The organism is Enterobacter cloacae complex sp. 2024EL-00227 (assembly GCF_043945315.1).
Lineage (GTDB): Bacteria > Pseudomonadota > Gammaproteobacteria > Enterobacterales > Enterobacteriaceae > Enterobacter > Enterobacter roggenkampii.
In genome coordinates this window covers 101,252-122,602 of record NZ_JBIMQP010000005.1, presented here as the reverse complement: position 1 = coordinate 122,602, position 21,351 = coordinate 101,252, and the positions used below count along the sequence as shown (strand labels likewise).

Annotated in this window: 20 protein-coding genes and 1 other annotated feature; of the genes, 5 read left to right on the top strand and 15 right to left on the bottom strand. The window is 56.8% G+C overall.

The window, feature by feature from the left end; all coding sequences use genetic code 11:
- The 4 genes from thrA to yjjY form a co-directional block, all read right to left on the bottom strand.
- Nucleotides 1-2,463, bottom strand: coding sequence for a bifunctional aspartate kinase/homoserine dehydrogenase I (gene thrA / locus ACHH0Z_RS11110; RefSeq protein ID WP_045406385.1), 2,463 nt, complete (start codon nucleotides 2,461-2,463; stop codon nucleotides 1-3).
- A 24-nt stretch (nucleotides 2,464-2,487) separates the two neighbouring features.
- Nucleotides 2,488-2,605 (bottom strand) — a sequence feature (Thr leader region).
- Complete coding sequence (thrL, locus tag ACHH0Z_RS11105; protein ID WP_015572623.1) at nucleotides 2,544-2,612, bottom strand: thr operon leader peptide; 69 nt, start codon at nucleotides 2,610-2,612, stop codon at nucleotides 2,544-2,546. (Overlaps the previous feature by 62 nt.)
- 211 nt (nucleotides 2,613-2,823) lie before the next feature.
- Entirely contained in the window at nucleotides 2,824-3,510 is a 687-nt protein-coding gene (locus tag ACHH0Z_RS11100) for a tRNA/rRNA methyltransferase (protein ID WP_008502053.1), read from the bottom strand.
- A 399-nt stretch (nucleotides 3,511-3,909) separates the two neighbouring features.
- On the bottom strand, nucleotides 3,910-4,050 hold the full coding sequence (yjjY, locus tag ACHH0Z_RS11095; protein WP_085928893.1) for a protein YjjY: 141 nt from the start codon (nucleotides 4,048-4,050) through the stop codon (nucleotides 3,910-3,912).
- A 95-nt stretch (nucleotides 4,051-4,145) separates the two neighbouring features.
- Here yjjY and arcA point away from each other — a divergent pair, with 95 nt between their 5' ends.
- On the top strand, nucleotides 4,146-4,862 hold the full coding sequence (gene arcA / locus ACHH0Z_RS11090; protein ID WP_003856501.1) for a two-component system response regulator ArcA: 717 nt from the start codon (nucleotides 4,146-4,148) through the stop codon (nucleotides 4,860-4,862).
- Between the two features lie 47 nt (nucleotides 4,863-4,909).
- Here the strand turns inward: arcA and creD are convergent, their stop codons facing one another.
- The 4 genes from creD to creA are packed head-to-tail and all read right to left on the bottom strand — an operon-like array spanning nucleotide 4,910 to nucleotide 8,917.
- Nucleotides 4,910-6,262 (bottom strand): cell envelope integrity protein CreD, encoded by a 1,353-nt coding sequence (gene creD / locus ACHH0Z_RS11085; protein WP_045406383.1) that lies wholly within the window; start codon nucleotides 6,260-6,262, stop codon nucleotides 4,910-4,912.
- 56 nt (nucleotides 6,263-6,318) lie between these two features.
- A complete protein-coding gene (gene creC / locus ACHH0Z_RS11080; protein WP_045406381.1) occupies nucleotides 6,319-7,743 on the bottom strand; it encodes a two-component system sensor histidine kinase CreC in 1,425 nt (474 codons plus the stop codon).
- Nucleotides 7,743-8,432: a two-component system response regulator CreB gene (gene creB, locus ACHH0Z_RS11075; protein ID WP_032649878.1), complete on the bottom strand. Its 690-nt coding sequence runs from the start codon at nucleotides 8,430-8,432 to the stop codon at nucleotides 7,743-7,745. The genes creC and creB overlap by 1 nt, the downstream gene beginning before the upstream one ends.
- 14 nt (nucleotides 8,433-8,446) lie before the next feature.
- Nucleotides 8,447-8,917, bottom strand: a complete 471-nt coding sequence (gene creA, locus ACHH0Z_RS11070) for a protein CreA (protein ID WP_021240573.1) — start codon at nucleotides 8,915-8,917, stop codon at nucleotides 8,447-8,449.
- Between the two features lie 211 nt (nucleotides 8,918-9,128).
- Between creA and robA the strand changes: the two genes are divergently transcribed.
- Entirely contained in the window at nucleotides 9,129-9,998 is an 870-nt protein-coding gene (robA, locus tag ACHH0Z_RS11065; protein ID WP_008502056.1) for an MDR efflux pump AcrAB transcriptional activator RobA, read from the top strand.
- Here the strand turns inward: robA and gpmB are convergent.
- Nucleotides 9,995-10,642 carry a 2,3-diphosphoglycerate-dependent phosphoglycerate mutase GpmB gene (gpmB, locus tag ACHH0Z_RS11060; protein ID WP_008502057.1) on the bottom strand — a complete coding sequence of 216 codons (648 nt, stop codon included), beginning with the start codon at nucleotides 10,640-10,642 and terminating at the stop codon, nucleotides 9,995-9,997. The two genes, robA and gpmB, sit on opposite strands and share 4 nt — an antisense overlap.
- Nucleotides 10,643-10,692: 50 nt before the next feature.
- On the opposite strand from gpmB, the gene yjjX reads away from it, so the two are divergent.
- Nucleotides 10,693-11,208, top strand: coding sequence for an inosine/xanthosine triphosphatase (gene yjjX, locus ACHH0Z_RS11055; RefSeq protein WP_045406379.1), 516 nt, complete (start codon nucleotides 10,693-10,695; stop codon nucleotides 11,206-11,208).
- Here yjjX and trpR read toward each other — a convergent pair.
- Both trpR and sltY read right to left on the bottom strand, forming a co-directional pair.
- The gene (trpR, locus tag ACHH0Z_RS11050; RefSeq protein ID WP_021240574.1) at nucleotides 11,205-11,531 is read right to left on the bottom strand and encodes a trp operon repressor; all 327 of its coding nucleotides are present in this window, start codon (nucleotides 11,529-11,531) and stop codon (nucleotides 11,205-11,207) included. The two genes, yjjX and trpR, sit on opposite strands and share 4 nt — an antisense overlap.
- Nucleotides 11,532-11,586: 55 nt before the next feature.
- Nucleotides 11,587-13,524: a murein transglycosylase gene (sltY, locus tag ACHH0Z_RS11045; protein ID WP_045406377.1), complete on the bottom strand. Its 1,938-nt coding sequence runs from the start codon at nucleotides 13,522-13,524 to the stop codon at nucleotides 11,587-11,589.
- A gap of 227 nt (nucleotides 13,525-13,751) precedes the next feature.
- On the opposite strand from sltY, the gene ettA reads away from it, so the two are divergent.
- Nucleotides 13,752-15,419, top strand: a complete 1,668-nt coding sequence (ettA, locus tag ACHH0Z_RS11040; protein ID WP_021240576.1) for an energy-dependent translational throttle protein EttA — start codon at nucleotides 13,752-13,754, stop codon at nucleotides 15,417-15,419.
- A gap of 92 nt (nucleotides 15,420-15,511) precedes the next feature.
- Here the strand turns inward: ettA and ACHH0Z_RS11035 are convergent, their stop codons facing one another.
- Nucleotides 15,512-16,411, bottom strand: a complete 900-nt coding sequence (locus ACHH0Z_RS11035; protein ID WP_021240577.1) for a LysR family transcriptional regulator — start codon at nucleotides 16,409-16,411, stop codon at nucleotides 15,512-15,514.
- Between the two features lie 108 nt (nucleotides 16,412-16,519).
- On the opposite strand from ACHH0Z_RS11035, the gene ACHH0Z_RS11030 reads away from it, so the two are divergent.
- Nucleotides 16,520-17,521, top strand: coding sequence for a zinc-binding alcohol dehydrogenase family protein (locus ACHH0Z_RS11030; RefSeq protein WP_045406375.1), 1,002 nt, complete (start codon nucleotides 16,520-16,522; stop codon nucleotides 17,519-17,521).
- Nucleotides 17,522-17,621: 100 nt separating this feature from the next.
- On the opposite strand, the gene nadR is transcribed toward ACHH0Z_RS11030, so the two are convergent.
- The 3 genes from nadR to serB all read right to left on the bottom strand — a co-directional run bounded on the left by nadR (nucleotide 17,622) and on the right by serB (nucleotide 21,318).
- The gene (gene nadR, locus ACHH0Z_RS11025) at nucleotides 17,622-18,854 is read right to left on the bottom strand and encodes a multifunctional transcriptional regulator/nicotinamide-nucleotide adenylyltransferase/ribosylnicotinamide kinase NadR (RefSeq protein ID WP_045406373.1); all 1,233 of its coding nucleotides are present in this window, start codon (nucleotides 18,852-18,854) and stop codon (nucleotides 17,622-17,624) included.
- A gap of 35 nt (nucleotides 18,855-18,889) precedes the next feature.
- Nucleotides 18,890-20,275, bottom strand: coding sequence for a DNA repair protein RadA (radA, locus tag ACHH0Z_RS11020; RefSeq protein WP_045406371.1), 1,386 nt, complete (start codon nucleotides 20,273-20,275; stop codon nucleotides 18,890-18,892).
- A 74-nt stretch (nucleotides 20,276-20,349) separates the two neighbouring features.
- Nucleotides 20,350-21,318, bottom strand: a complete 969-nt coding sequence (gene serB, locus ACHH0Z_RS11015) for a phosphoserine phosphatase (RefSeq protein WP_008502066.1) — start codon at nucleotides 21,316-21,318, stop codon at nucleotides 20,350-20,352.
- Nucleotides 21,319-21,351: the final 33 nt, after the last annotated feature.

The following is a 21,351-nucleotide window of genomic DNA, read 5'->3' as shown; positions in this document are numbered from 1 at the left end:
TTAAACTCCTAACTTCCATGACAGGGTACGCAGCAGATCGGCAAAGACACCCGCCGCCGTAACGTCGTTCCCTGCGCCATAGCCGCGAAGCACCAGCGGCAGTGGCTGATAATAGTGGCTGTAAAACGCGAGGGCGTTTTCGCCGTTTTTGACTTTGTACAGCGGGTCGTTGCCATCCACTTCGGCAATCTTCACCCGGCACACGCCATCTTCTTCAATGTTGCCAACATAGCGCAATACCTTACCTTCATCACGGGCTTTCGCCACGCGGGCGGCAAACGCGTCGTCAAGCTGCGGCAGCCTGGCCATAAAGGCGCTGACGTCACCGCTGCTGTCAAATTCTGCCGGCAGGACCGGCTCAATCACAATATCGGAAAGCTCAAGCTCACGGCCCGTTTCGCGCGCGAGGATCAGCAGCTTGCGCGCCACGTCCATACCGGAAAGGTCGTCACGCGGATCCGGCTCGGTATAGCCCAGCTCGCGCGCGGCGCGGGTGGCCTCCGAGAGGCTCATCCCTTCGTCCAGCTTGCCGAAGATAAACGACAGCGATCCGGAGAGAATGCCGGAGAAACGCTGCAGCTCATCGCCCGCGTTAAGCAGGTTCTGCAGGTTCTCGATAACCGGCAGGCCTGCCCCCACGTTGGTGTCGTAGAGGAACTTGCGGCGCGACTTGCTCGCTGCCAGACGCAGCTGGTGATAGTAATCCATCGACGAGGTGTTGGCCTTTTTGTTCGGCGTCACCACGTGGAAACCTTCGCGCAGGAAGTCCGCGTACTGGTCGGCCACCGCCTGGTTCGAGGTACAGTCGACGATGACCGGGTTAAGCAGATGATACTCTTTTACCAGACGGATCAGGCGCCCCAGGTTGAACGGCTCTTTTGCCTCATTCATCTCGGCCTGCCAGTTTTCCAGGTTCAGGCCGTGGACGTTGGTCAGCAGCGCTCTGGAATTCGCGATCCCGCAGACGCGCAGGTCGATGTGTTTCTTCTTAAGCCATTCCTGCTGACGCTTCACCTGCTCCAGCAGCGCGCCGCCGACGCCGCCCACGCCAATCAGGAACAGCTCGATAACCTGATCGGTGTTGAACAGCATCTGGTGAACCACACGAACGCCGGTGGTGGCATCGTCGTTATCCACAACAACAGAAATTGAACGCTCTGACGAGCCCTGGGCAATCGCCACGATATTGATATTGGCGCGCGCCAGCGCGGCAAAGAATTTGGCGGAGATACCGCGCAGGGTGCGCATACCGTCGCCCACCACGGAGATGATCGCCAGACGCTCCTGAATCGCGAGCGGCTCCAGCAATTCTTCTTTCAGCTCCAGATAGAACTCTTCCTCCAGCGCGCGGCGGGCGCGAAGGCAGTCAGCCTGCGGCACGCAGAAGCTGATGCTGTACTCGGAGGATGACTGGGTGATCAGCACCACCGAAATACCGTTGCGGGACATGGCCGCAAACACGCGTGCCGCCATGCCGACCATCCCTTTCATCCCCGGACCCGAGACGCTGAACATCGCCATGTTGTTCAGGTTGGAGATGCCTTTCACCGGCAGTCCGTCCTCATCGGTACTCGCGCCAATCAGCGTACCCGGCGCCTGCGGGTTACCGGTGTTTTTAATCAGGCAAGGGATTTGGAACTGGGCAATCGGGGAGATGGTACGCGGGTGAAGTACTTTGGCGCCGAAGTAGGAAAGCTCCATCGCTTCCTGGTACGACATCGACTTCAGCAGCCTGGCGTCCGGTACCTGGCGCGGATCGCAGGTATACACGCCGTCAACATCAGTCCAGATCTCACAACAGTCCGCGCGTAAGCAGGCGGCCAGCACGGCGGCGGAGTAGTCGGAACCGTTACGGCCCAGCACCACCAGCTCGCCCTTCTCGTTACCGGCGGTGAAGCCTGCCATCAGGATCATGTGGTCAGCGGGAATTTTGCTGGCGGCGATACGGCGGGTTGATTCGGCAATATCAACGGTGGATTCGAGGTAGTGGCCCACCGCCAGCAGTTTTTCAACGGGATCGATCACGGTCACGCTATGGCCGCGCGCTTCCAGCACGCCGGACATGATGGCGATAGAGAGTTTTTCACCGCGACAAATCAGCGCTGCATTGATGCTGTCCGGGCACTGGCCGAGAAGGCTGATGCCGTGCAGGACATGTTTAATTTGCGCGAATTCTTGTTCAACAAAAGACTTCAGCTGCGCATGCGGGAAGCCAGGCAGCGCTTCTGCCAGGCCTTGCAGTAAGTCAGCGAAGATACGCTCTGCGTCGCTGATGTTCGGAAGTGCATCCTGGCCACCGATGGTTTTTTCAATCATCGCCACCAGATGGTTCGTGATTTTTGCCGGGGCAGAGAGCACGGTCGCAACCTGCCCCTGCCTGGCGTTGCTTTCCAGGATATCGGCAACACGCAGAAAACGTTCTGCATTTGCCACTGATGTACCGCCGAACTTCAACACTCGCATGGTTCTACCTCGTTTCCTTTAGCCGAAAAAAAAGCCCGCACTGTTCAGGTGCGGGCTTTTTTCTGTTTTTCCTGTACGCGTCAGCCCGCATCGTTACCTGTGGTAATGATGATGGTTGTGGTAATGGTGGTGATGCTGATGCGTTTCATGGATGTTGTGTACTCTGTCATTATTATCTGTCTGTGCTGTATTCTTTTAGGGTTAAAGGATCGGGCCCCTTAAGTCAATGGATTTTTAATTTGATCACATTTTGGGAGACTCTCAGGTCCCGCTGCGCGCCGCTTTATTTTCATCCGATTACCCCAAACGCAACCCGCTCAGACAGACTTATTCGCCATAATAAAAACTTATGGCAGTATTTTACTCGGCCAATTTTTTTTCAATATCGTGCAGCAAACGGTGCAACATGGCGGTGTCCCGTTGCTCAAGACGACCAAGACGCTGCTGCAGCCAGTCGGCCATTTTCTGATCGTCCGCGACGCCAAGGCTCGATAACAGCCCCTGCACGCGAGTTCGCAGCGCGGCCAGCTGATTTTCATTTGCCGCTTCTGGCTGAGGTTGAGGGATTTGCATTAGGGAGGCTAATTGATAGCAATAGACCATGACCGCCTGGCCCAAATTCAGGGAAGGATAATCGGCCACCATCGGCGCACCGGTAAGAACGTCCGCCAATTCCAGCTCTTCGTTGGTTAATCCGGAATCTTCACGTCCAAATACCAGCGCGGCTTTCTCCAGCCACTGGCTTTTCTCTTCGAGCATGGGTACCAGTTCAGCAGGCGTGGCGTAATAGTGGAACTTCGCCCGGCTGCGCGCGGTGGTTGCAACGGTAAACGAAATGTCATGCAGCGCGTCGGCAAGCGTAGCGTAAGTGGTTATATTATCGAGAATATCTCCCGAACCATGCGCCACCCACCGGGCGGCTGGCTCCAGATGGGCCGTGCTGTCCACAATACGTAAATCGGTAAAACCCATGGTCTTCATCGCACGCGCCGCTGCGCCTATATTTTCTGCTCTGGCTGGTGCAACCAGTACAATCGACAGATGCATTTATGCTCTCTTTTTAATCAGTTAGCCGGTAAAAATGTGATGCACTTCAACATATTACGCAGCGCGAATTTACAAAATTGCAACACAAATCACCGAAATAGCGTTTCATAACAAATTAAAAACGCTAAACTATTCTGTGTCTGAACAATCAGTTAGAATGTTAACAGAACACTATTATCCCTATGTTTTATAATGATAATAGTAACATGAATACTCTATTCTGATTGGATTCGCTTCGTTTATAAATCAATGTCCGCAACTAGTTGGTTTATTGAAAAATTGTGACAAAGGCTAGCATTCGGCTACGATGATTTCATCAAACTGTTAACGTGCTACAATTGAACTTGATATATGTCAACGAAGCGTAGTTTTATTGGGTGTCTGGTGTCACTTAGCCTGTTATGTTGCTGTTAAAATGGTTAGGATGACAGCCGTTTTTGACACTGTCGGGTCCAAAGGGAAAGTACCCAAGACCAAGCTAATGATGTTGTTGACGTTGATGGAAAGTGCATCAAGAACGCAATTACGTACTTTAGTCACGTTAAGCCGATCATGTTAATTTGCGACATGCATCAGGCAGGTCAGGGACTTTTGTACTTCCTGTTTCGATTTAGTTGGCAATTTAGGTAGCAAACATGCAGACCCCGCACATTCTTATCGTTGAAGACGAGTTGGTAACACGCAACACGTTAAAGAGCATTTTCGAAGCAGAAGGCTACGATGTCTTTGAAGCGACCGATGGCGCAGAGATGCATCAGATCCTTTCTGAAAATGATATCAACCTAGTGATCATGGACATTAACCTGCCGGGCAAAAACGGTCTTCTTCTGGCGCGCGAACTGCGCGAGCAGGCGAACGTCGCGTTAATGTTCCTGACGGGCCGTGACAACGAAGTTGATAAAATTCTTGGCCTGGAAATCGGTGCGGATGATTACATCACCAAGCCGTTCAACCCTCGCGAGTTAACCATTCGTGCACGCAACCTGCTGTCCCGCACCATGAACCTGGGCACGGTCAGCGAAGAGCGTCGTAGCGTCGATAGCTACAAATTCAACGGCTGGGAACTTGATATCAATAGCCGTTCGCTGATTAGCCCGAACGGCGAGCAGTATAAACTGCCGCGCAGTGAATTCCGCGCGATGCTGCACTTCTGCGAAAACCCGGGCAAGATCCAGTCCCGTGCAGAGCTGCTGAAGAAAATGACCGGCCGTGAGCTGAAGCCGCACGACCGTACCGTAGACGTCACCATCCGTCGTATTCGTAAGCACTTCGAATCTACACCAGATACGCCGGAAATCATCGCCACGATCCACGGCGAAGGGTACCGTTTCTGCGGTGACCTGCAGGAGTAATCCCGCAGTTAACGCAATAAAAAACGGCGCATTTGCGCCGTTTTTTTTTATTTCCAGATCCGCATCGTATCGTCATCCGGCGATGCAGGTGGCTCAGGCCGCTTCGGCTGTGAAAGTGAATACCAGTCGAGATGTCGGGTCAGGTACATCACGGCGAACAGTGCCAGCGCCAGCACCGCTGACCCCAACAGCAGCGCGCTATCCTCCGAGCGCAGCAAGAACCACATCACCACGTCCAGCCCCAGCAGGGCCAGCACGAACAGCCCGCTACGCTTCCAGCTTTTCAGCACAGCCCGCAGGTACATCCCGTTCATCGCCGCGCCAACCAGACTTGCAACAACCCAGGCTGGCGTAAAGCCGACGTGTTCTGACAGCGCCAACAGCACCAGATAGAACAGCACCAGCGACAGCCCCACCAGCAGATACTGCATCGGGTGCAGGCGCAGCCGGGTCAGAGTTTCGAAAACAAAGAAGGCCATAAACGTCAGCGCAATCAGTAAAATAGCGTACTTTATCGCCCGGTCAGTCAGTTGATACTGATCGGCGGGCGTGGCCACCGTGACGCTGAAAGCGGGGATCGACTCCCACGCCGGAGATTCACTGCCGTTGAACCAGCTCTCAAGGTTGTTCGCAAACCAGCTGCTCTGCCAGTTCGCCTGGAAACCGGAATCACCAATTTTGTGCTTCACCGGCAGATAGTTACCCATAAAGCCTGGATGTGGCCAGTTGCTGTTCAGCGCCATTTCACTGTTACGTCCCACAGGCACCACGGCAAAACTTCCCGTCCCTGCCAGATTCAGCGACATCTCCATGACAAACGTTTTTGGCTCCAGCGCTTTGTCCGTCAGCGGGATATGAATCCCGGAAAGCCCCCCATACACGCCTGAACCCGGCTCTACGCCCAGCGTCTCACCGTTGATACTGGAGACGTTCACCGTGCCAATACCGCGAGCGTCGCCCACGCCAACAACGATAAACGGCTGCCCCAGGGTCATCGCCTCCCCTTTCAGCTGCGTGATTTTTTCGGTGTTGAACCGCGCTTTTATGTTGAGTTTAGTGTTCCAGATCTGCCCGTCATAAATACCGATATTTCGGGACTCAACGTGCTGGTTACCCTCAACCAGCAGAGACTCCGGCAGGATAAAGCGCATATAGCTTTTCTTGTATTCGACTTTCTTCTCATCCTCTAACTTGTAGAAGATCTCCGTCACCGGGATAGCAATCAGCGGGCCGACCAGTTTTTGCGGTCCACTGGTACTCTGGCGAAGCGTATTTTCGACATCGTTACGGTAGCTTTCACGCTCTGAAATGAGGTTACTCACCATAAACAGCGGAACTAACAGCAGCAGAATGCACCCCAGCAGGGTGCTGACTTTCCAGAACAGGGGGGATTTCATCATTACGTCTCCTTTGTGATGAGGAGAGCGTAACCAGGCTGTGTGGGGGCAGTTTGAAGTTATGTGAAGGGACGGTGAAGTCTCAGCGTGGCCATCACGCCACCTTCATCACGATTACGCAATGTAACCTCTCCCTGATGCAGACGCGCCACCTCCTGGACAAACGCCAGCCCGAGCCCGCTGCTCTTCAACCCGTTCTCGCGCGGCAGGGAATAAAAACGCTCAAAAATTCGCTCCAGCGCATAATCCGGGATCCCGCTTCCGCTGTCGGTGACGAGAAGCTGTATCTGCCCGTGCTCCTCCCGGGCCGCCAGTTCAATGGCACCGCCCTGCGGGGTAAAATCGATAGCGTTATCCAGCAAATTGCCGAGCGCCTGTTCGAGCAGATCGGGATCGCCTTCAACATGAAGCGAAGCGGGCTGGAGGGTCAGCGCAATCTCTTTTGCCGCCAGCACCGCCGAGCGCGCATCGGCAAGCCGCGTAAACAGCAGATCGACGCGGACGGTCTGAGGCGTAATCTCGACCCGATTTTCAAGCCGCGCCTGAGTGAGCAGTTTTTCAACCAGCGACTGCATACGCGCGTTTTGCACCAGAATATTATCGATAAACCGCGCGGCCACCTGCGGCGGTGGCTGCTCGGAGAGAATTTCTGCCGCGCCGCGTATAGCGGCAATGGGGCTTTTCAGCTCGTGGGTCAACGCATGGACATAGCGTTCAATGTAGTTTTTCCCTTCAAGGCGAATGCGCATATTTTCCAGCGCCTGTGCCAGCTTGTGCAGCTCGCTACTGCCTGGATTAGGCAATGGGAGAGGCGTATCGGTGGTTACCGAGTCGGCATAGCGCGATAACGTACCGATAGATCGATTGATCCACCACGCCACCGCCAAGCCAATCAGCAGGGCAATGCCGAGCAGCGCACCGCCTGCCCACAGTATCCGTCGCTCGCTGCGGTGAATCACCGGCGCCATCGCGCTGTTCGGTTTCCCCACCGACAGCACGCCGATGATTTTTCCCTGCTCCACAACCGGCGCGGCAACATACATCACCGTGCTCTCCGGGTCTTCGGGATTGATCTGAGTACTGCGCGCGCCGTATTCGCCGCGAAGCGTCAGCCAGACGTCGTTCCAGCGAGAGTAATCCTGCCCCACGGCCAGACCGGCGGAATCAAAAACCACTCTACCCTGCGCATCGGTCATATAGACGTGATACTCATTGCGCACTTTATGAATGCCGCCGATATTGGCGCGGAAAGGCCGCTGATGGAGCTGGGAAAAGGCCTGCGCCAGTTTGCCCTGCTGTGCATTGCCCGAAAGAAGATCCTCACGCCCGACTTCGGCGAGCAAGGTCGCGGTATCGATTAACGTGCCCTCGGTTGCCCTACGCACGCCGGGCTTTACTTCCTGAACAAAGATCGACAGCACAAACCACGCGGCGATAGCGACGATCAGGAAGTATCCCAGCAATAGCCGCATCCCAATGCGCATCAGTAAAGGCCCAGACTGTAGCCCATACCGCGATGGGTGCTGATGGGTGACAGTTCTTCGTTCACCGCACGCAGCTTGGCGCGCAGGGTTTTGATGTGGGTGTCCACAGTACGATCGAAGCTGTCGCCGTCTTCACCCCATACCTTGTCCATGAGCTGCTGACGCGAAAAGACCCGCCCGGGTGCCTGTAACAAGGTTTTGAGCAGCAAGAATTCGTAGCGGGTCAGGGGCAGTGCTTCCCCGCACCAGCTGATTCGCGCGGCAGGTTCGTTCAGTTCAAACTGCCCGATACGCAACGTTTCTGACGGTGCAGCGGATTTTTGCATGCGCCTCAAAATCGTCCGCACCCGGGCGCAGACTTCACGAGGGGAGAAAGGTTTCGCAACGTAGTCATCAGCGCCCATTTCCAGGCCAAGCAGCTTGTCTACCTCATCACTGCGCGCCGTCAGAAACAGCACAGGCAGCGAGGGATGCTGCGCCAGCAGCCGACGGCAAAGCTCAAACCCGCTGATGTCGGGCAGTCCGACATCCAGAATGGCGAGCGCCGGAACCTGCCGCCGCGCCTCCTCCAACACGGGTAAGCCGCGTTCAAACGCCTTTACCGCGAATCCTTCCTGCTGAAGCATGTAGATCAGCGTATCGGCGATACTGGTTTCGTCTTCAACCAGCCAGACCACAGGTTGTTGCATGATTCATCCCTGAATTACTGCCACGGCATAATCGGCACCGCGCTGATCGCGTTTTTCGGTGAACCTTCTACCACTTTATCGGAATAGGCCAAGTAAGCCAGCGTATTGCGTTTGGCATCATAGAAACGCACAACCTGCAGCTTTTTGAACACCAGCGAGGTTCGTTTCTGGAATACCACGTCGCCCTGCGCTTTGCCGTTTTTAATTTTATCGCTCAATTCAACCGGGCCCACCTGCTGACAGGAGATCGCCGCATCGGAGGTGTCTTCCGCCAGCCCCAGACCGCCCTTGATACCGCCCGTTTTCGCACGGCTGACATAGCAGGTGACGTTTTTCACGTCCGGATCGTCAAACGCCTCCACCACGATTTTGTGGTCCGGGCCAAACATTTTGAACACGGTGTCGACAGAACCAATCTGTTCCGCCTGTGCCACGCGCCCGGCCATCAACATCAGCGCGGTGAAGAGCAAAGTCTTGTATTTCATATTGTTACCATTCTTTAAAATTACACTGAGCGATTATTCAACACTTTAGACAAAAAAGTAGCAAGATCACAGGATTAGAATATATTTACCCATAATGCCCTACAAAAAGCATGAAAGCGCAAAAAAAACACTGAATGCTAAAACATCAAAAAATGCTATTATCCGCTAACCTGTTATCAGGCACCTGCTGTTTTAAGGATGAGGATAGTATATGGATCAGGCTGGAATTATTCGCGACCTGCTCACCTGGCTGGAAGGTCATCTCGACCAGCCTTTGTCACTGGATAATGTGGCGGCTAAAGCAGGCTATTCCAAGTGGCATCTGCAAAGGATGTTCAAGGATGTCACCGGTCATGCTATCGGGGCCTATATTCGCGCACGTCGTTTATCGAAATCTGCTGTGGCTCTGCGCCTGACCGCGCGCCCGATTCTGGATATTGCCCTGCAATATCGTTTCGATTCGCAGCAGACCTTCACCCGCGCCTTTAAAAAACAGTTCTCGTTGACGCCAGCGCTGTATCGTCGCTCGCCTGACTGGAGCTCGTTTGGCATGCGTCCGCCGCTGCGTCTGGGCGAGTTCGCGATGCCGAAGTATGAAATTATTACCCTGCCGGAAACCCATCTGATCGGCACGACGCAGAGCTACTCCTGTTCGCTGGAGCAGATTTCCGAGTTCCGTCATCAGATGCGCGTCCAGTTCTGGCGCGACTTCCTGAGCCACGCACCGGCGATCCCGCCTATTCTGTATGGTCTCAACGAAACGCACCCAAGCCAGGAAAAGGACGACGAGCAGGAGGTGTTCTACACCACCGCGCTGACGCCAGAGATGGCCAATGGCTACATTCAGGGTTCAAAACCTGTCGTGCTGGAAGGCGGTGAATACGTGATGTTCGCCTATGAAGGGCTGGGAACGGGTGTTCAGGAGTTCATCCTGACCGTTTACGGAACCTGCATGCCGATGCTGAATCTGAATCGCCGTAAAGGTCAGGACATTGAGCGCTACTACCCGGCGCAGGATGCCAAACCGGAAGAAGGCCCCATCAATCTGCGTATGGAATTCTTGATTCCGATACGTCGTTAACGCTGCAGTTCGTCAAGCGCAGGGGCATCGAGATGCGAAATGTCCCCTGCCATCTCCACCACCCAACCTGACGCCAGCCACGCGCTCTCCTGATAATCAATTCGGGAAATAGAGCAGTTGCGCAGACGCAAACGGCGCTCAGCGTAAGCCGGTAGTCCCAGAATGGTGCTCACCAGGCATCCCAACGCAATCCCATGACTCACCAGCAGCGGACGGCTTCCCGCCGGGAGCTTCAGGCATTCCGCCAGGGCGGCATGCATACGTACGCTGAGCTCCTGCATGGATTCGCCCTCAGGAATACGGCCATCTTCGGTACCGTTCACCAGCGTGCGACGCCAGCCCTCTTCCGTTTCCGTCAGCGTATCGATATGGCGTTTTTCCAGCACGCCCATATCCAGCTCGCGCAGGCGCGGCTCAAGCATGACGTCACAGCCGCAGGCGTCCGCGATGATGCGCGCCGTCTGCTGTGTGCGACCTAAATCGCTGGTAATCACGTGGGTAATGCCCAGCGTTCTGGCGCGTTCCGCCACCTGCCACGCTTGCTGCACACCCTTCTCAGTGAGAGGACTGTCTGACTGGCCTTGAATACGTCGCTCGGCGTTCCACTGCGTTTCACCGTGGCGAACAAGGTATACCTGTAACATGCTTTTTTTCCGTTATACTGCGATGAGTTTTTTTTGAATCGAGCTTAATTATGCACCATGTTGTCTCTGCTACCACTAATCCTGCCAAAATTCAGGCAATTCTAAGGGCATTTGACGAGATCTTCGGCGCAGGATCCTGCCATATTGAGGCCATCGGCGTCGAGAGTGGCGTTCCTGAACAGCCGTTTGGCAGCGAGGAAACGCGCGCTGGCGCACGAAATCGCGTGGCAAATGCCAGAGCTGCGGCCCCGGATGCGGACTTTTGGGTGGCGATTGAAGCCGGTATCGACGAAGGCGCAACCTTTAGCTGGGTGGTGATCGAAAGCCGCGAGCAGCGCGGCGAGGCGCGTTCGGCCACCCTGCCCCTGCCGGAGATCATTCTGGAAAAAGTGCGTGCGGGTGAAGCGCTCGGGCCGGTGATGTCGCGGTACACCGGCATTGATGAGATTGGCCGTAAAGAAGGAGCGATTGGCGTCTTTACCGCCGGTGCGCTGACGCGTTCAGGCGTTTATCACCAGGCGGTGATCCTGGCGTTAAGCCCGTTCCATAACGCGATCTATCGTTAGGCGTTTTTCAACAACACCGCTTCCAGCCACTGGCGCAGCTCAACGGGCGCCGACTTTAGGCTGTTCGATCCGCGGGTAATCGTCGCGATGCCCGCGCCGAGCTCATTTTTCAGCTCGCGCTGGCTCATCTCGCCGCGCAGCAGCTCTTCAATGATCCGCACGCGCGTGCCCAGCGCCTCACGCTCGTCCGGCGTGAGCATTAGCTGCATCAGGGGTAAATGCAAATCCTGCTCGTAAGACTGGCGAAGCAGCTCCACAAAACGAAGCCACTCCTGATGACGTTGTTCGGCCATTGCCGAGGAATACGGGGAATGCTGGGTCATGTTATGCTGCCTCTTGTACTCATTAGCGAGTACAGCATAACACAACCCACGCCGATCAGTAACGTCTCTGCCACTCGGCATCGCTCATCAGGGTATCTTTCTGCCCCATGAAGTAGCGATAGTAGGCGTCATAAGCCAGCACGTTCTTCACGTAGCCGCGCGTTTCCGAGAACGGGATGCTCTCGACAAACGCCACGGCGTCGATGCGTCCGGCGCTGTTGCCGAGCCAGGTGCGCACGCGACCCGGCCCCGCGTTATACGCCGCCGACGCGAAGATACGGTTATTGCCGAACTGCTGATACACATACTGCAGGTAGCTGGTACCGATGTTGATGTTGGTATCCGGATCGAGAAGCTGTGACGGGCTACTGTATCCAGGGATGTTAAACATCTTCACCGTGTGCGTCGCCGTTCCCGGCATAATCTGCATCAGGCCGCTGGCGCCCACCGGGGAACGGACTTTCGGGTTCCAGGCGCTTTCCTGACGGGCAATCGCCATCGCGTAACTTTGCGGGATATCTTTGCCGCTGGTGTAACGATCGAACAGATCCTTGTAAGCCAGCGGGAAACGCTCTTCGAGATGATCCCACAGCTTACCGGCGATCGTCGCCTGCACGCTCAGATCCCACCAGTGGTTATCAAACGCATAGCGGGCAAGCTGAGCTTTTTCATCGGTGGTGCGGCTGGTCACCAGATTCGCCCACTCGCTGCGCGCGGTGTTGTCCATATTCCAGTACATCAGCTCGCGAACGCGCGCCATTTCTGGCCCCTGGGTCAGCGCCGGATTCGCGTTAGCGGGCGCTTTATCAATGCGGAAGGTGTACTCCTCGCCCAGGCGCTGCGCGGCCGCCATCGGGTAGAACCCGCGCTGCTGCATCAGCGTATGAAGAATTTCTTTGGCCTCATCATCACGACCGCGCTCCAGCAGCAGATCGGCCTGCCAGTAGCGCCATTCATCTTTCTCCTTGGCCTCCATAGGCAACCGGGCGAGCCAGGTATTGAGCCCACGACGGTCGCCCGTACCCAGCGCCATGCGCACGCGGCGTTCCACCAGCGACGTGGAGTTCGAACGCATAATCGCATCGTCTCGCCAGCGCGCCTGCTCGTCGGTCACATCGGTGCCCATCAGTCGCCACGCCACGATATCGCGCAGCTCCTGCGTTTGCTCCTCATTAAGCTGCTGCGCCTGCACCAGCTGCGGGATCATCAGCCGCGCGTTTTCCACATCGTCACGCGCCACGCTGGCAAAAGCCACCGCCGCCATCTGGCGGGTAAAATCGGTCGCGCCCGTACTTCGGGCAAAGGTCAGGACGCTGTTGGGATCGTTTGCCAGCGAAATAACTGCCGTGGAGATCGTCTGGTAATCGGACGGCATCTGCCCCGCCAGCGCAGTCACCAGACGCGTATTACCGGCTTTCATCGCCAGGCGGATACGCTCGAGGTAGGACAGCGGATCCTGCTTGCCGGAAGCACGCCACGCGCCAAACAGGGAATCACAAGCGTTCGGCTGGTTTTTCCCGGTCAGCCAGAGCTCTTTCGCCCCGGCCCAGGCCTCTTCCTGCTGGCCGGTCGCCCATTTTGCGTAGTAGTAGTTACACTGCGCTTCGGTGGTATTCGGCTTGTCAGGGCTAAACGCCAGCAGCCCGCGCCAGTCTTCGCGACGCGCCAGTTCGTTCACAAAACGAGACTGAAGATTCCGGGCTGGCGGCAGGGTCGGGTTCGCCTGAATGAAGTTATTCACGGTAACGGTGGGCTGGTTCATGAGATCGTCCGTAATTTGACGATACTCCAGATACGGATACAGCGGATAATCCTTGAGCGTCGGCATCAGCGCCTGCACGGTATCCATCTGCTTGTTGTCCCATGCCTGCTTAATCTGGGCATACCGGCTACGTTGTTCATCCAGTGAATCGGCATGCACCGCCTGGCTTACCGCCATTACGCATACGCTGGCAGCCAGCAGACGCCAGACCACCCGTTTGGCTTTTTCCACAAGCTCTTCCTCATTGTTTTTTCGTCAATTGCAGCGTCTTGCCACGTCAAAGTCTCATTAACTTATGCTAACCAGGCATCCTGCAACGCGCCACGTCATGGACACTTTTTTACCTTTCTTGCGCGTTTTAACACTCCCGACGTTCCTGGCTGGGATTAGGGCGGGAAAAAGGCTACACTTCGAGGCTGAAATTCCTTCTCATTACGATAAAAGAGGCGAAGTCCAACGTGGCTCAATTCGTTTATACCATGCATCGTGTCGGCAAAGTTGTTCCGCCGAAACGTCATATTCTTAAAAATATCTCGCTGAGCTTCTTCCCGGGCGCAAAAATCGGTGTTCTGGGTCTCAACGGTGCCGGTAAGTCCACCCTGCTGCGCATCATGGCCGGCATTGATACAGACATCGAAGGTGAAGCCCGTCCGCAGCCTGGCATCAAGATTGGCTACCTGCCGCAGGAACCTCAGCTGAACCCGGAACACACCGTTCGCGAATCCGTTGAAGAAGCGGTGTCCGAAGTGGTTAACGCCCTGAAAGGTCTGGATGAAGTGTATGCCAAATATGCCGAACCGGATGCGGACTTCGACAAGCTGGCCGCACAGCAGGGCAAGTATGAAGAGATCATCCAGGCGCACGACGGTCACAACCTGAACGTGCAGCTGGAGCGCGCGGCGGATGCCCTGCGTCTGCCGGACTGGGATGCAAAAATCGCGAACCTCTCCGGGGGTGAACGCCGCCGCGTGGCGCTGTGCCGCCTGCTGCTGGAAAAACCAGACATGCTGCTGCTCGACGAACCGACTAACCACCTGGATGCGGAATCCGTGGCGTGGCTGGAGCGCTTCCTGCACGACTTCGAAGGCACCGTTGTGGCGATCACCCACGACCGTTACTTCCTCGACAACGTCGCCGGCTGGATCCTGGAGCTGGACCGCGGTGAAGGTATTCCGTGGGAAGGCAACTACTCCTCCTGGCTGGAGCAGAAAGATCAGCGTCTGGCTCAGGAAGCGTCTCAGGAAGCGGCGCGCCGTAAGTCTATCGAGAAAGAGCTGGAGTGGGTGCGTCAGGGCACGAAAGGCCGTCAGTCTAAGGGCAAAGCCCGTCTGGCACGCTTCGAAGAGCTGAACAACACCGAATACCAGAAACGTAACGAAACCAACGAACTGTTTATTCCACCTGGAGCTCGTCTGGGGGATAAAGTGGTTGAAGTGACCAACCTGCGTAAGTCCTACGGCGACCGCGTGCTGATCGACGATCTGACCTTCTCCGTACCGAAAGGCGCTATCGTGGGCATCATCGGTCCGAACGGCGCGGGTAAATCGACCCTGTTCCGCATGATGTCCGGTCAGGAACAGCCAGACAGCGGCTCTATCACCCTGGGTGAGACCGTGAAGCTGGCCTCCGTTGACCAGTTCCGTGACGCGATGGATAACAGCAAAACCGTGTGGGAAGAAGTTTCCGGCGGTCTGGATATCATGCGTATCGGCAACACCGAGATGCCAAGCCGCGCCTATGTTGGCCGCTTTAACTTCAAAGGCACCGACCAGGGCAAACGCGTGGGCGAGCTGTCCGGCGGTGAGCGCGGACGTCTGCACCTGGCGAAGCTGCTGCAGGTGGGCGGTAACGTACTGCTGCTCGATGAACCAACCAACGACCTGGATATCGAAACCCTGCGCGCGCTGGAAAACGCCCTGCTGGAGTTCCCGGGCTGTGCAATGGTTATCTCGCACGACCGCTGGTTCCTTGACCGTATCGCGACCCACATTCTGGACTACCAGGATGAAGGTAAAGTGGAGTTCTTCGAAGGTAACTTCACCGAATACGAAGAGTACAAGAAACGCACGCTGGGCGCCGACGCGCTGGAGCCGAAGCGTATTAAGTACAAGCGTATTTCTAAGTAAGTGCCCAAAAGCCGGGTGGCGCTCACGCTTACCCGGCCTACGGTTCTGCGCTGTTTGTAGGCCGGGTAAGGCGAAGCCGCCACCCGGCTTTTTTATTTACCCACGTAATACCGCTTCACCTCGTCAAACTGCATTGCAAAGTCGATATAGCTCATCAGCGCGGGTGAGTTGAGCTTACGGCTCGGATAGGCCAGCCACAGGTCGTTTCCTTCAACGTTCCACTCCGGCAGTACCTGCACCAGCGCCCCTTTCTCGACCTTATCTTCCAGCAAAAAAGCCGGAAGGAGCGTAATCCCCGCACCGGCAATCGCACATTCGCGGGCGTATACCAGGTTGTCGGTCATGTGCGCGTTATCCGGCAGGTAGCGATAGTCCTCGCTCTCGCTTCGCAGAAGCCACTCTGACCACGCCCGATGCGTAATGCTGCGGTGCTCCACCAGCTGTCGGGGATGCGTTAGCGGCCCACGGCGCGCCAGATAGTCCGGCGAGGCCAGCATGTAGCGCGGGCAGTGCCCGATCATGCGGCCAATCAGGGAGGAGTCCTGCGGCTTGCCGGTACGCAGCGCCACGTCAAAGCCGGCCTCGACCAGATCCACCACGTCATCAGAGATCGACACGTCCAGCGAAACCTCAGGATAGCGAAGCTGGAACTCGGCATTCATATGCGCCAGCAGCGTCGCGCCAATCCCCGCCGGGCAGGTGATGCGCAGCCGCCCGCTGGGGTTTTCGCGCAGGCGCTGGATGGCGTACTCCGCCCGCTCGCTGGCTGCCAGCATTTCGCGGCAGTGCACCAGATAGTGCTCGCCCGCAAACGTCAGGTTCAGCCTGCGCGTGGTTCGGTTAAGCAGGCGAATGCCCACCTGCTGCTCCAGCTGGCTAATCCGCTGGCTCACGCTGGATTTTGGCAGCTCCGCCTTCTGGGCTGCCGCGGTAAAGCTGCCCATCTCGGCCACCAGCGCGAATAGCGCCATATCCTGCAGCTGTTTAAACATGATTGTTCATCCTGTACGAACGCTGAGTTCTTAATTGTCCATCTTATCACGCAGATGGCCACTTAATAGACTAGCCTCAACAAAACGCATGCCATTGAGGAGCACACCATGTCAGTTAAAGCCATCGCCGTTAACCCTGAAAATCCCTCTACTTTCATTGAAATCACTCCACCGATGCCGCAGCCCGGCGAGCACGATCTGCTGGTGGAGGTGAAAGCCGTCTCCGTTAACCCGGTCGATACCAAAGTCCACGCGGGCATTGCTAAGAACGGGCTGAACGAGCCGCGTATTCTTGGATGGGATGCCAGCGGGATCGTCAAAGACGTTGGGGCTGGCGTGACCGGATTCAAACCGGGAGATGAAGTGTGGTACGCAGGCGACATCACCCGACCGGGCAGCAACGCTACGCATCAGCTGATCGATGCGCGCATTGTCGGGCACAAACCGTCAAGCCTCGGCTGGGCGGCTGCCGCCGCGCTGCCGTTGACCGCGCTCACCGCGTGGGAAGGCCTGTTTGAAAGGCTGAATATTCAGGATGCCGGTACGGACAAAACCCTGCTGATCATCGGCGGTGCGGGCGGCGTGGGATCGCTGGCGATCCCGTTTGCGAAGCACAACAGCAAGGTAAAGGTGATCGCAACCGCGTCCCGTGAAGATTCCGCCCGGTGGTGCCGCGATCGCGGTGCAGATGTGGTGGTGAACTACCGCGATCTGAAAGGCGAACTGGCGAAGCACGGGCTGACCTTTGTGGATTACATTTTCATCCTCAACGACACCGACGGGCACTGGGATGCGGTCAGCGACCTGATTGCACCGCAGGGGCATATCTGTTCTATCGTGGAGAATGAACACCCGCTGAACCAGGACAAGCTGAAGTCCAAATCCGCCGCCCTGCACTGGGAATTTATGTACACCCGCAGCATGTACCAGACCGCTGATATGGCGCGTCAGGGTGAGATCCTCAATGAGGTGGCGAAGCTGGTGGATAACGGCGTGGTGGAAAGCTCACTGAGTGAAACGCTGCACGGGCTGAGCGTGGAAAGCATTACCGAGGCGCACCGCAAGGTGCTGGACGGGCATATGCGCGGGAAGATGGTGGTTGAGTTCTGAGTGGTCTGATTCCCCTCACCCTAGCCCTCTGAGGGGATCGCACGGCGCTGTCTTTACCCTCTCCCCTATGGGGAGAGGGCAGGATGAGGGGGATAAGTTATTACCCCTGCTCCCCCATCATCTCCTTCACCAGTTCGACGCAGCGCAGGAAACGGGAGTCGTAGCCTGACTCTTCAACGTGCACAAACTCAACGTTGTTTTCGTTGAGCATCTCCACCAGCATGGACTGGAATTCCCGCCTGTCCACCGAGCTGCCGAGGCTGCGCATGCCGTCGGCCACCCACGGGGTGTTGTTTTCCAGCAGGATCACCAGGTCAAAGCGGTATTCGTCAATCAGCGCCTGCACGAACGGGTGCTCGCGCCCTTCGTACTTTTTGCAGAACGCCTGCGTGGTGACGAAATCGGTATCAATAAAGGCGACTTTATTGGCGTATTTCACCGCGAAATCAATGTACTGGGCATGACCAAGCGCGATTTTGTCGTAGTCGGAATACTGCAGCGCCATCTCGTCGCCGCCCAGGTGCGAGAAGACATAGTCACGGCCGTACTCCCACGCGCTGGTGGTGTTGAAGATGTTAGCAAGCTTGTTGACCAGCGTTGATTTACCGCTCGACTCGCCGCCCAGAATAGCTACCGTGCGCACGAAGAACGGCTTCACTTCGGTCGGAATGTAATCCCAGTAGCGGAACGGGTTTTCGCGGATCTGCGCTCCGCTGATGTTCATGAAGGTGCGTTTCGGATCGATCAGCACCGTCTCGATGCCCAGATGCTCGCGGAACTGCGGCGCGTCGGACTCTTCAGAGGTGTAGATCCAGTTAGGCGCAATGCCCTTCTCTTCCATAAACGCTTTGATGCCGTTGCTCCACACGTCCCAGCCGTGCGGGTACGGCTCCATACCCTCTTCGTTAAAGGCATGAATGCGAATGTTTTTCTGGTACTTGAAGGTCTGAAGCAGCCAGCGCAGACGGTCCGGCACGGTCGGCTGCTGCGACATGGCGCTGTCTTCAAACAGCTGACGATCGCGGGTTTCGTCGTACCCCATGATGATGTGCAGCTCGTCCACCTGGCTACAGGCGCGCTGGATCAGATAGATATGCCCGGTATGCAGCGGGTAAAACTTGCCGAACACCACGCCGATGTTCTTTTGCATACGCGGGAATTCCAGCCCCAGAAAGCGGTGCAGCGCTTCCAGCTTCTGCGCGCTGGGGCTTTTGATTTTGGCGTTCAGCAGTTGGCTCAGGTAGCCTTTGGTCATGCCGCTGGCGTCTGCCACCTGCTGCAGCGTGCAGCCTTTCTGGCGGATAGCGGTCTTGATGTAGTCAAATGATGACATAAATTACGGTGCCTCCTGCAAAATCGAATACGTAATTATAAGTCGTCAAAGACATTTAACGCATCTGCGAGTTTCTTCACGCCAAAGACCTGCATCCCTTCCGGGATTTTTTTCGGCACGTTGGCGGCGGGAACGATAGCCCGACGGAAACCGTGTTTTGCCGCCTCGGAGATACGCTCCTGGCCGCTCGGCACCGGACGGATTTCCCCGGCGAGGCCCACTTCGCCAAAGACGACCAGATCCTGCGGCAGCGGTCTGTCGCGCAGGCTGGAGACCATCGCCAGCAGCAGCGCCAGGTCTGCGCTGGTCTCGGTGACTTTGACGCCGCCGACCACGTTAACGAAGACGTCCTGATCCGCCATCTGCAGCCCGCCGTGACGGTGCAGCACCGCCAGCAGGATCGCCAAACGATTCTGTTCCAGACCGACCGCCACGCGCCGCGGGTTGCCCATCATCGAGTGATCCACCAGTGCCTGAATTTCGACGAGCAGCGGGCGCGTCCCTTCCCACAGCACCATCACCGAGCTGCCGGAGGTGATTTCATCTCCCCGGCTCAGGAAGATGGCCGACGGGTTGCTGACTTCGCGCAGCCCCTGTTCGGTCATGGCAAAGACGCCCAGTTCGTTAACCGCCCCAAAGCGGTTTTTATGGCTGCGCAGGGTACGGAAGCGAGAGTCCGCGTCGCCGTCGAGCATCACCGAGCAGTCGATACAGTGTTCAAGCACCTTCGGTCCCGCCAGCGAGCCGTCTTTGGTCACGTGACCCACCACCACAATCGCCACGCCGCGCGTTTTGGCAAAGCGCGTCAGGTAGGCCGCGGTTTCACGCACCTGCGCGACGCTGCCCGGCGAGGACTGGATGTCCGCCATGTGCATCACCTGGATGGAGTCGATCACCATCAGCTTCGGCTGCTCTTCTTCGGCGATCATGCAGATCTGCTCGATGCTGGTTTCCGACAGCATATTCAGGTTGCCGGTCGGCAGGCCCAGGCGGTGCGCGCGCATCGCCACCTGCTGGAGTGATTCTTCGCCCGTGACGTACAGGGTTTTCATCTGTTCGGCGAGCTTGCAAAGCGTTTGCAGCAGCAGAGTCGATTTACCCGCGCCCGGGTTACCGCCGATCAGGATCGCGCTGCCCGGCACCACGCCGCCGCCGAGCACGCGGTCAAATTCCTTAAAGCCGGTGGAGAAGCGCGGCAGCGCCTCCAGGCTGATGTCTGAAAGTTTTTGTACCTTCGACACGCCCGCATTGCCCGCATAGCCACTCAGGCGTTCATTGCGCGCCACGCTCGGCGAAGCCGCCACACCACGCACTTCGGTGATGGTGTTCCAGGCATGGCAGGCGCTACATTGCCCCTGCCAGCGCGGATAATCCGCACCACATTCATTACAGACAAATGCGCGTTTTGGAGCTTTCGCCACGGTTTACCTCGTTATTTCTCTGCGGCCTGCGAGCCGGGTGGCGCTTACGCTTACCCGGCCTACAAAGCAGACCGTTATTTCTGATTAAGGCTGCCGGAGAGAATGCAGAACACCCCCATCAGGTCAGCGTGACGGATAGTCACTTCCGTCTTTTCATTCACTTTTGGCTTGGCATGGTAGGCAATGCCCAGGCCGGCCGCTTTGATCATCGGCAGGTCGTTCGCGCCGTCACCGATGGCGACGGTCTGGACAACCGGAATTTCATATTTTTCCGCGAGGCGCGTCAGCGTATTGGCTTTGTACTGGGCATCCACAATATCGCCGATCACCTGACCGGTCAGCTTGCCGTCCATAATCTCCAGCTCGTTGGCCACCACGGTGGTCAGATGCAGTTTTTCCCGCAGATAATCCGCGAAGAAGGTGAAGCCACCGGAGGCGATCGCCACCTTCCAGCCGAGGGACTGCAGCTTCAGCACCAGCTGCGTCAGCCCGGGCATCAGCGGCAGCACGTCGCGCACCTGGCGCAGAATGTTGGCATCGGCCCCTTTCAGGGTCGCCACGCGCTGTCGCAGGCTGGCGGTGAAATCCAGCTCGCCGCGCATCGCACGCTCGGTGACTTCAGCCACCAGCTCGCCGCTGCCCGCCAGCTTCGCAATTTCGTCGATACACTCGATCTGAATGGCGGTAGAGTCCATGTCCATGACCAGCAGGCCAGGCGTTTTCAGGTGCGGAATTTTACCCAATGGTGCGACATCCAGCCCGGCGTCATGCGCCAGGCGCGTGGCGCGCTGGGTCAGAGAGCCCGCCAGGCGAATGACCTGGTAGTCTTCCACGCACCAGGCGGCGACGATGACCATCGCGGCCCCCAGTTTGGTTTGATACTGGGTCAGGCGTTGCTTATCCAGACCGCGTCCATACAGCAGCCAGCCGCTACGACCGGCGTGGTAATCCAGAGGCATCACCTCATCGCCACTTAAAGAGAGCGGCAATCCTGGCCATAAAGAGACATCCGTTGGCAGGTCACACCAGGTAATGTTCGGCATTAAAGCTCCTGTAATTTCGTTCGCGCCGGAAGG

What these genes read in the sequence shown, in the direction of transcription:
- thrA (WP_045406385.1), bottom strand. Translation starts at nt 2,463, where the DNA reads ATGCGAGTGTTGAAGTTCGGCGGTACATCAGTGGCAAATGCAGAACGT.
- ACHH0Z_RS11100 (WP_008502053.1), bottom strand. Translation starts at nt 3,510, where the DNA reads ATGCATCTGTCGATTGTACTGGTTGCACCAGCCAGAGCAGAAAATATA.
- arcA (WP_003856501.1), top strand. Translation starts at nt 4,146, where the DNA reads ATGCAGACCCCGCACATTCTTATCGTTGAAGACGAGTTGGTAACACGC.
- creD (WP_045406383.1), bottom strand. Translation starts at nt 6,262, where the DNA reads ATGATGAAATCCCCCCTGTTCTGGAAAGTCAGCACCCTGCTGGGGTGC.
- creC (WP_045406381.1), bottom strand. Translation starts at nt 7,743, where the DNA reads ATGCGCATTGGGATGCGGCTATTGCTGGGATACTTCCTGATCGTCGCT.
- creB (WP_032649878.1), bottom strand. Translation starts at nt 8,432, where the DNA reads ATGCAACAACCTGTGGTCTGGCTGGTTGAAGACGAAACCAGTATCGCC.
- creA (WP_021240573.1), bottom strand. Translation starts at nt 8,917, where the DNA reads ATGAAATACAAGACTTTGCTCTTCACCGCGCTGATGTTGATGGCCGGG.
- robA (WP_008502056.1), top strand. Translation starts at nt 9,129, where the DNA reads ATGGATCAGGCTGGAATTATTCGCGACCTGCTCACCTGGCTGGAAGGT.
- gpmB (WP_008502057.1), bottom strand. Translation starts at nt 10,642, where the DNA reads ATGTTACAGGTATACCTTGTTCGCCACGGTGAAACGCAGTGGAACGCC.
- yjjX (WP_045406379.1), top strand. Translation starts at nt 10,693, where the DNA reads ATGCACCATGTTGTCTCTGCTACCACTAATCCTGCCAAAATTCAGGCA.
- trpR (WP_021240574.1), bottom strand. Translation starts at nt 11,531, where the DNA reads ATGACCCAGCATTCCCCGTATTCCTCGGCAATGGCCGAACAACGTCAT.
- ACHH0Z_RS11035 (WP_021240577.1), bottom strand. Translation starts at nt 16,411, where the DNA reads ATGTTTAAACAGCTGCAGGATATGGCGCTATTCGCGCTGGTGGCCGAG.
- ACHH0Z_RS11030 (WP_045406375.1), top strand. Translation starts at nt 16,520, where the DNA reads ATGTCAGTTAAAGCCATCGCCGTTAACCCTGAAAATCCCTCTACTTTC.
- nadR (WP_045406373.1), bottom strand. Translation starts at nt 18,854, where the DNA reads ATGTCATCATTTGACTACATCAAGACCGCTATCCGCCAGAAAGGCTGC.
- serB (WP_008502066.1), bottom strand. Translation starts at nt 21,318, where the DNA reads ATGCCGAACATTACCTGGTGTGACCTGCCAACGGATGTCTCTTTATGG.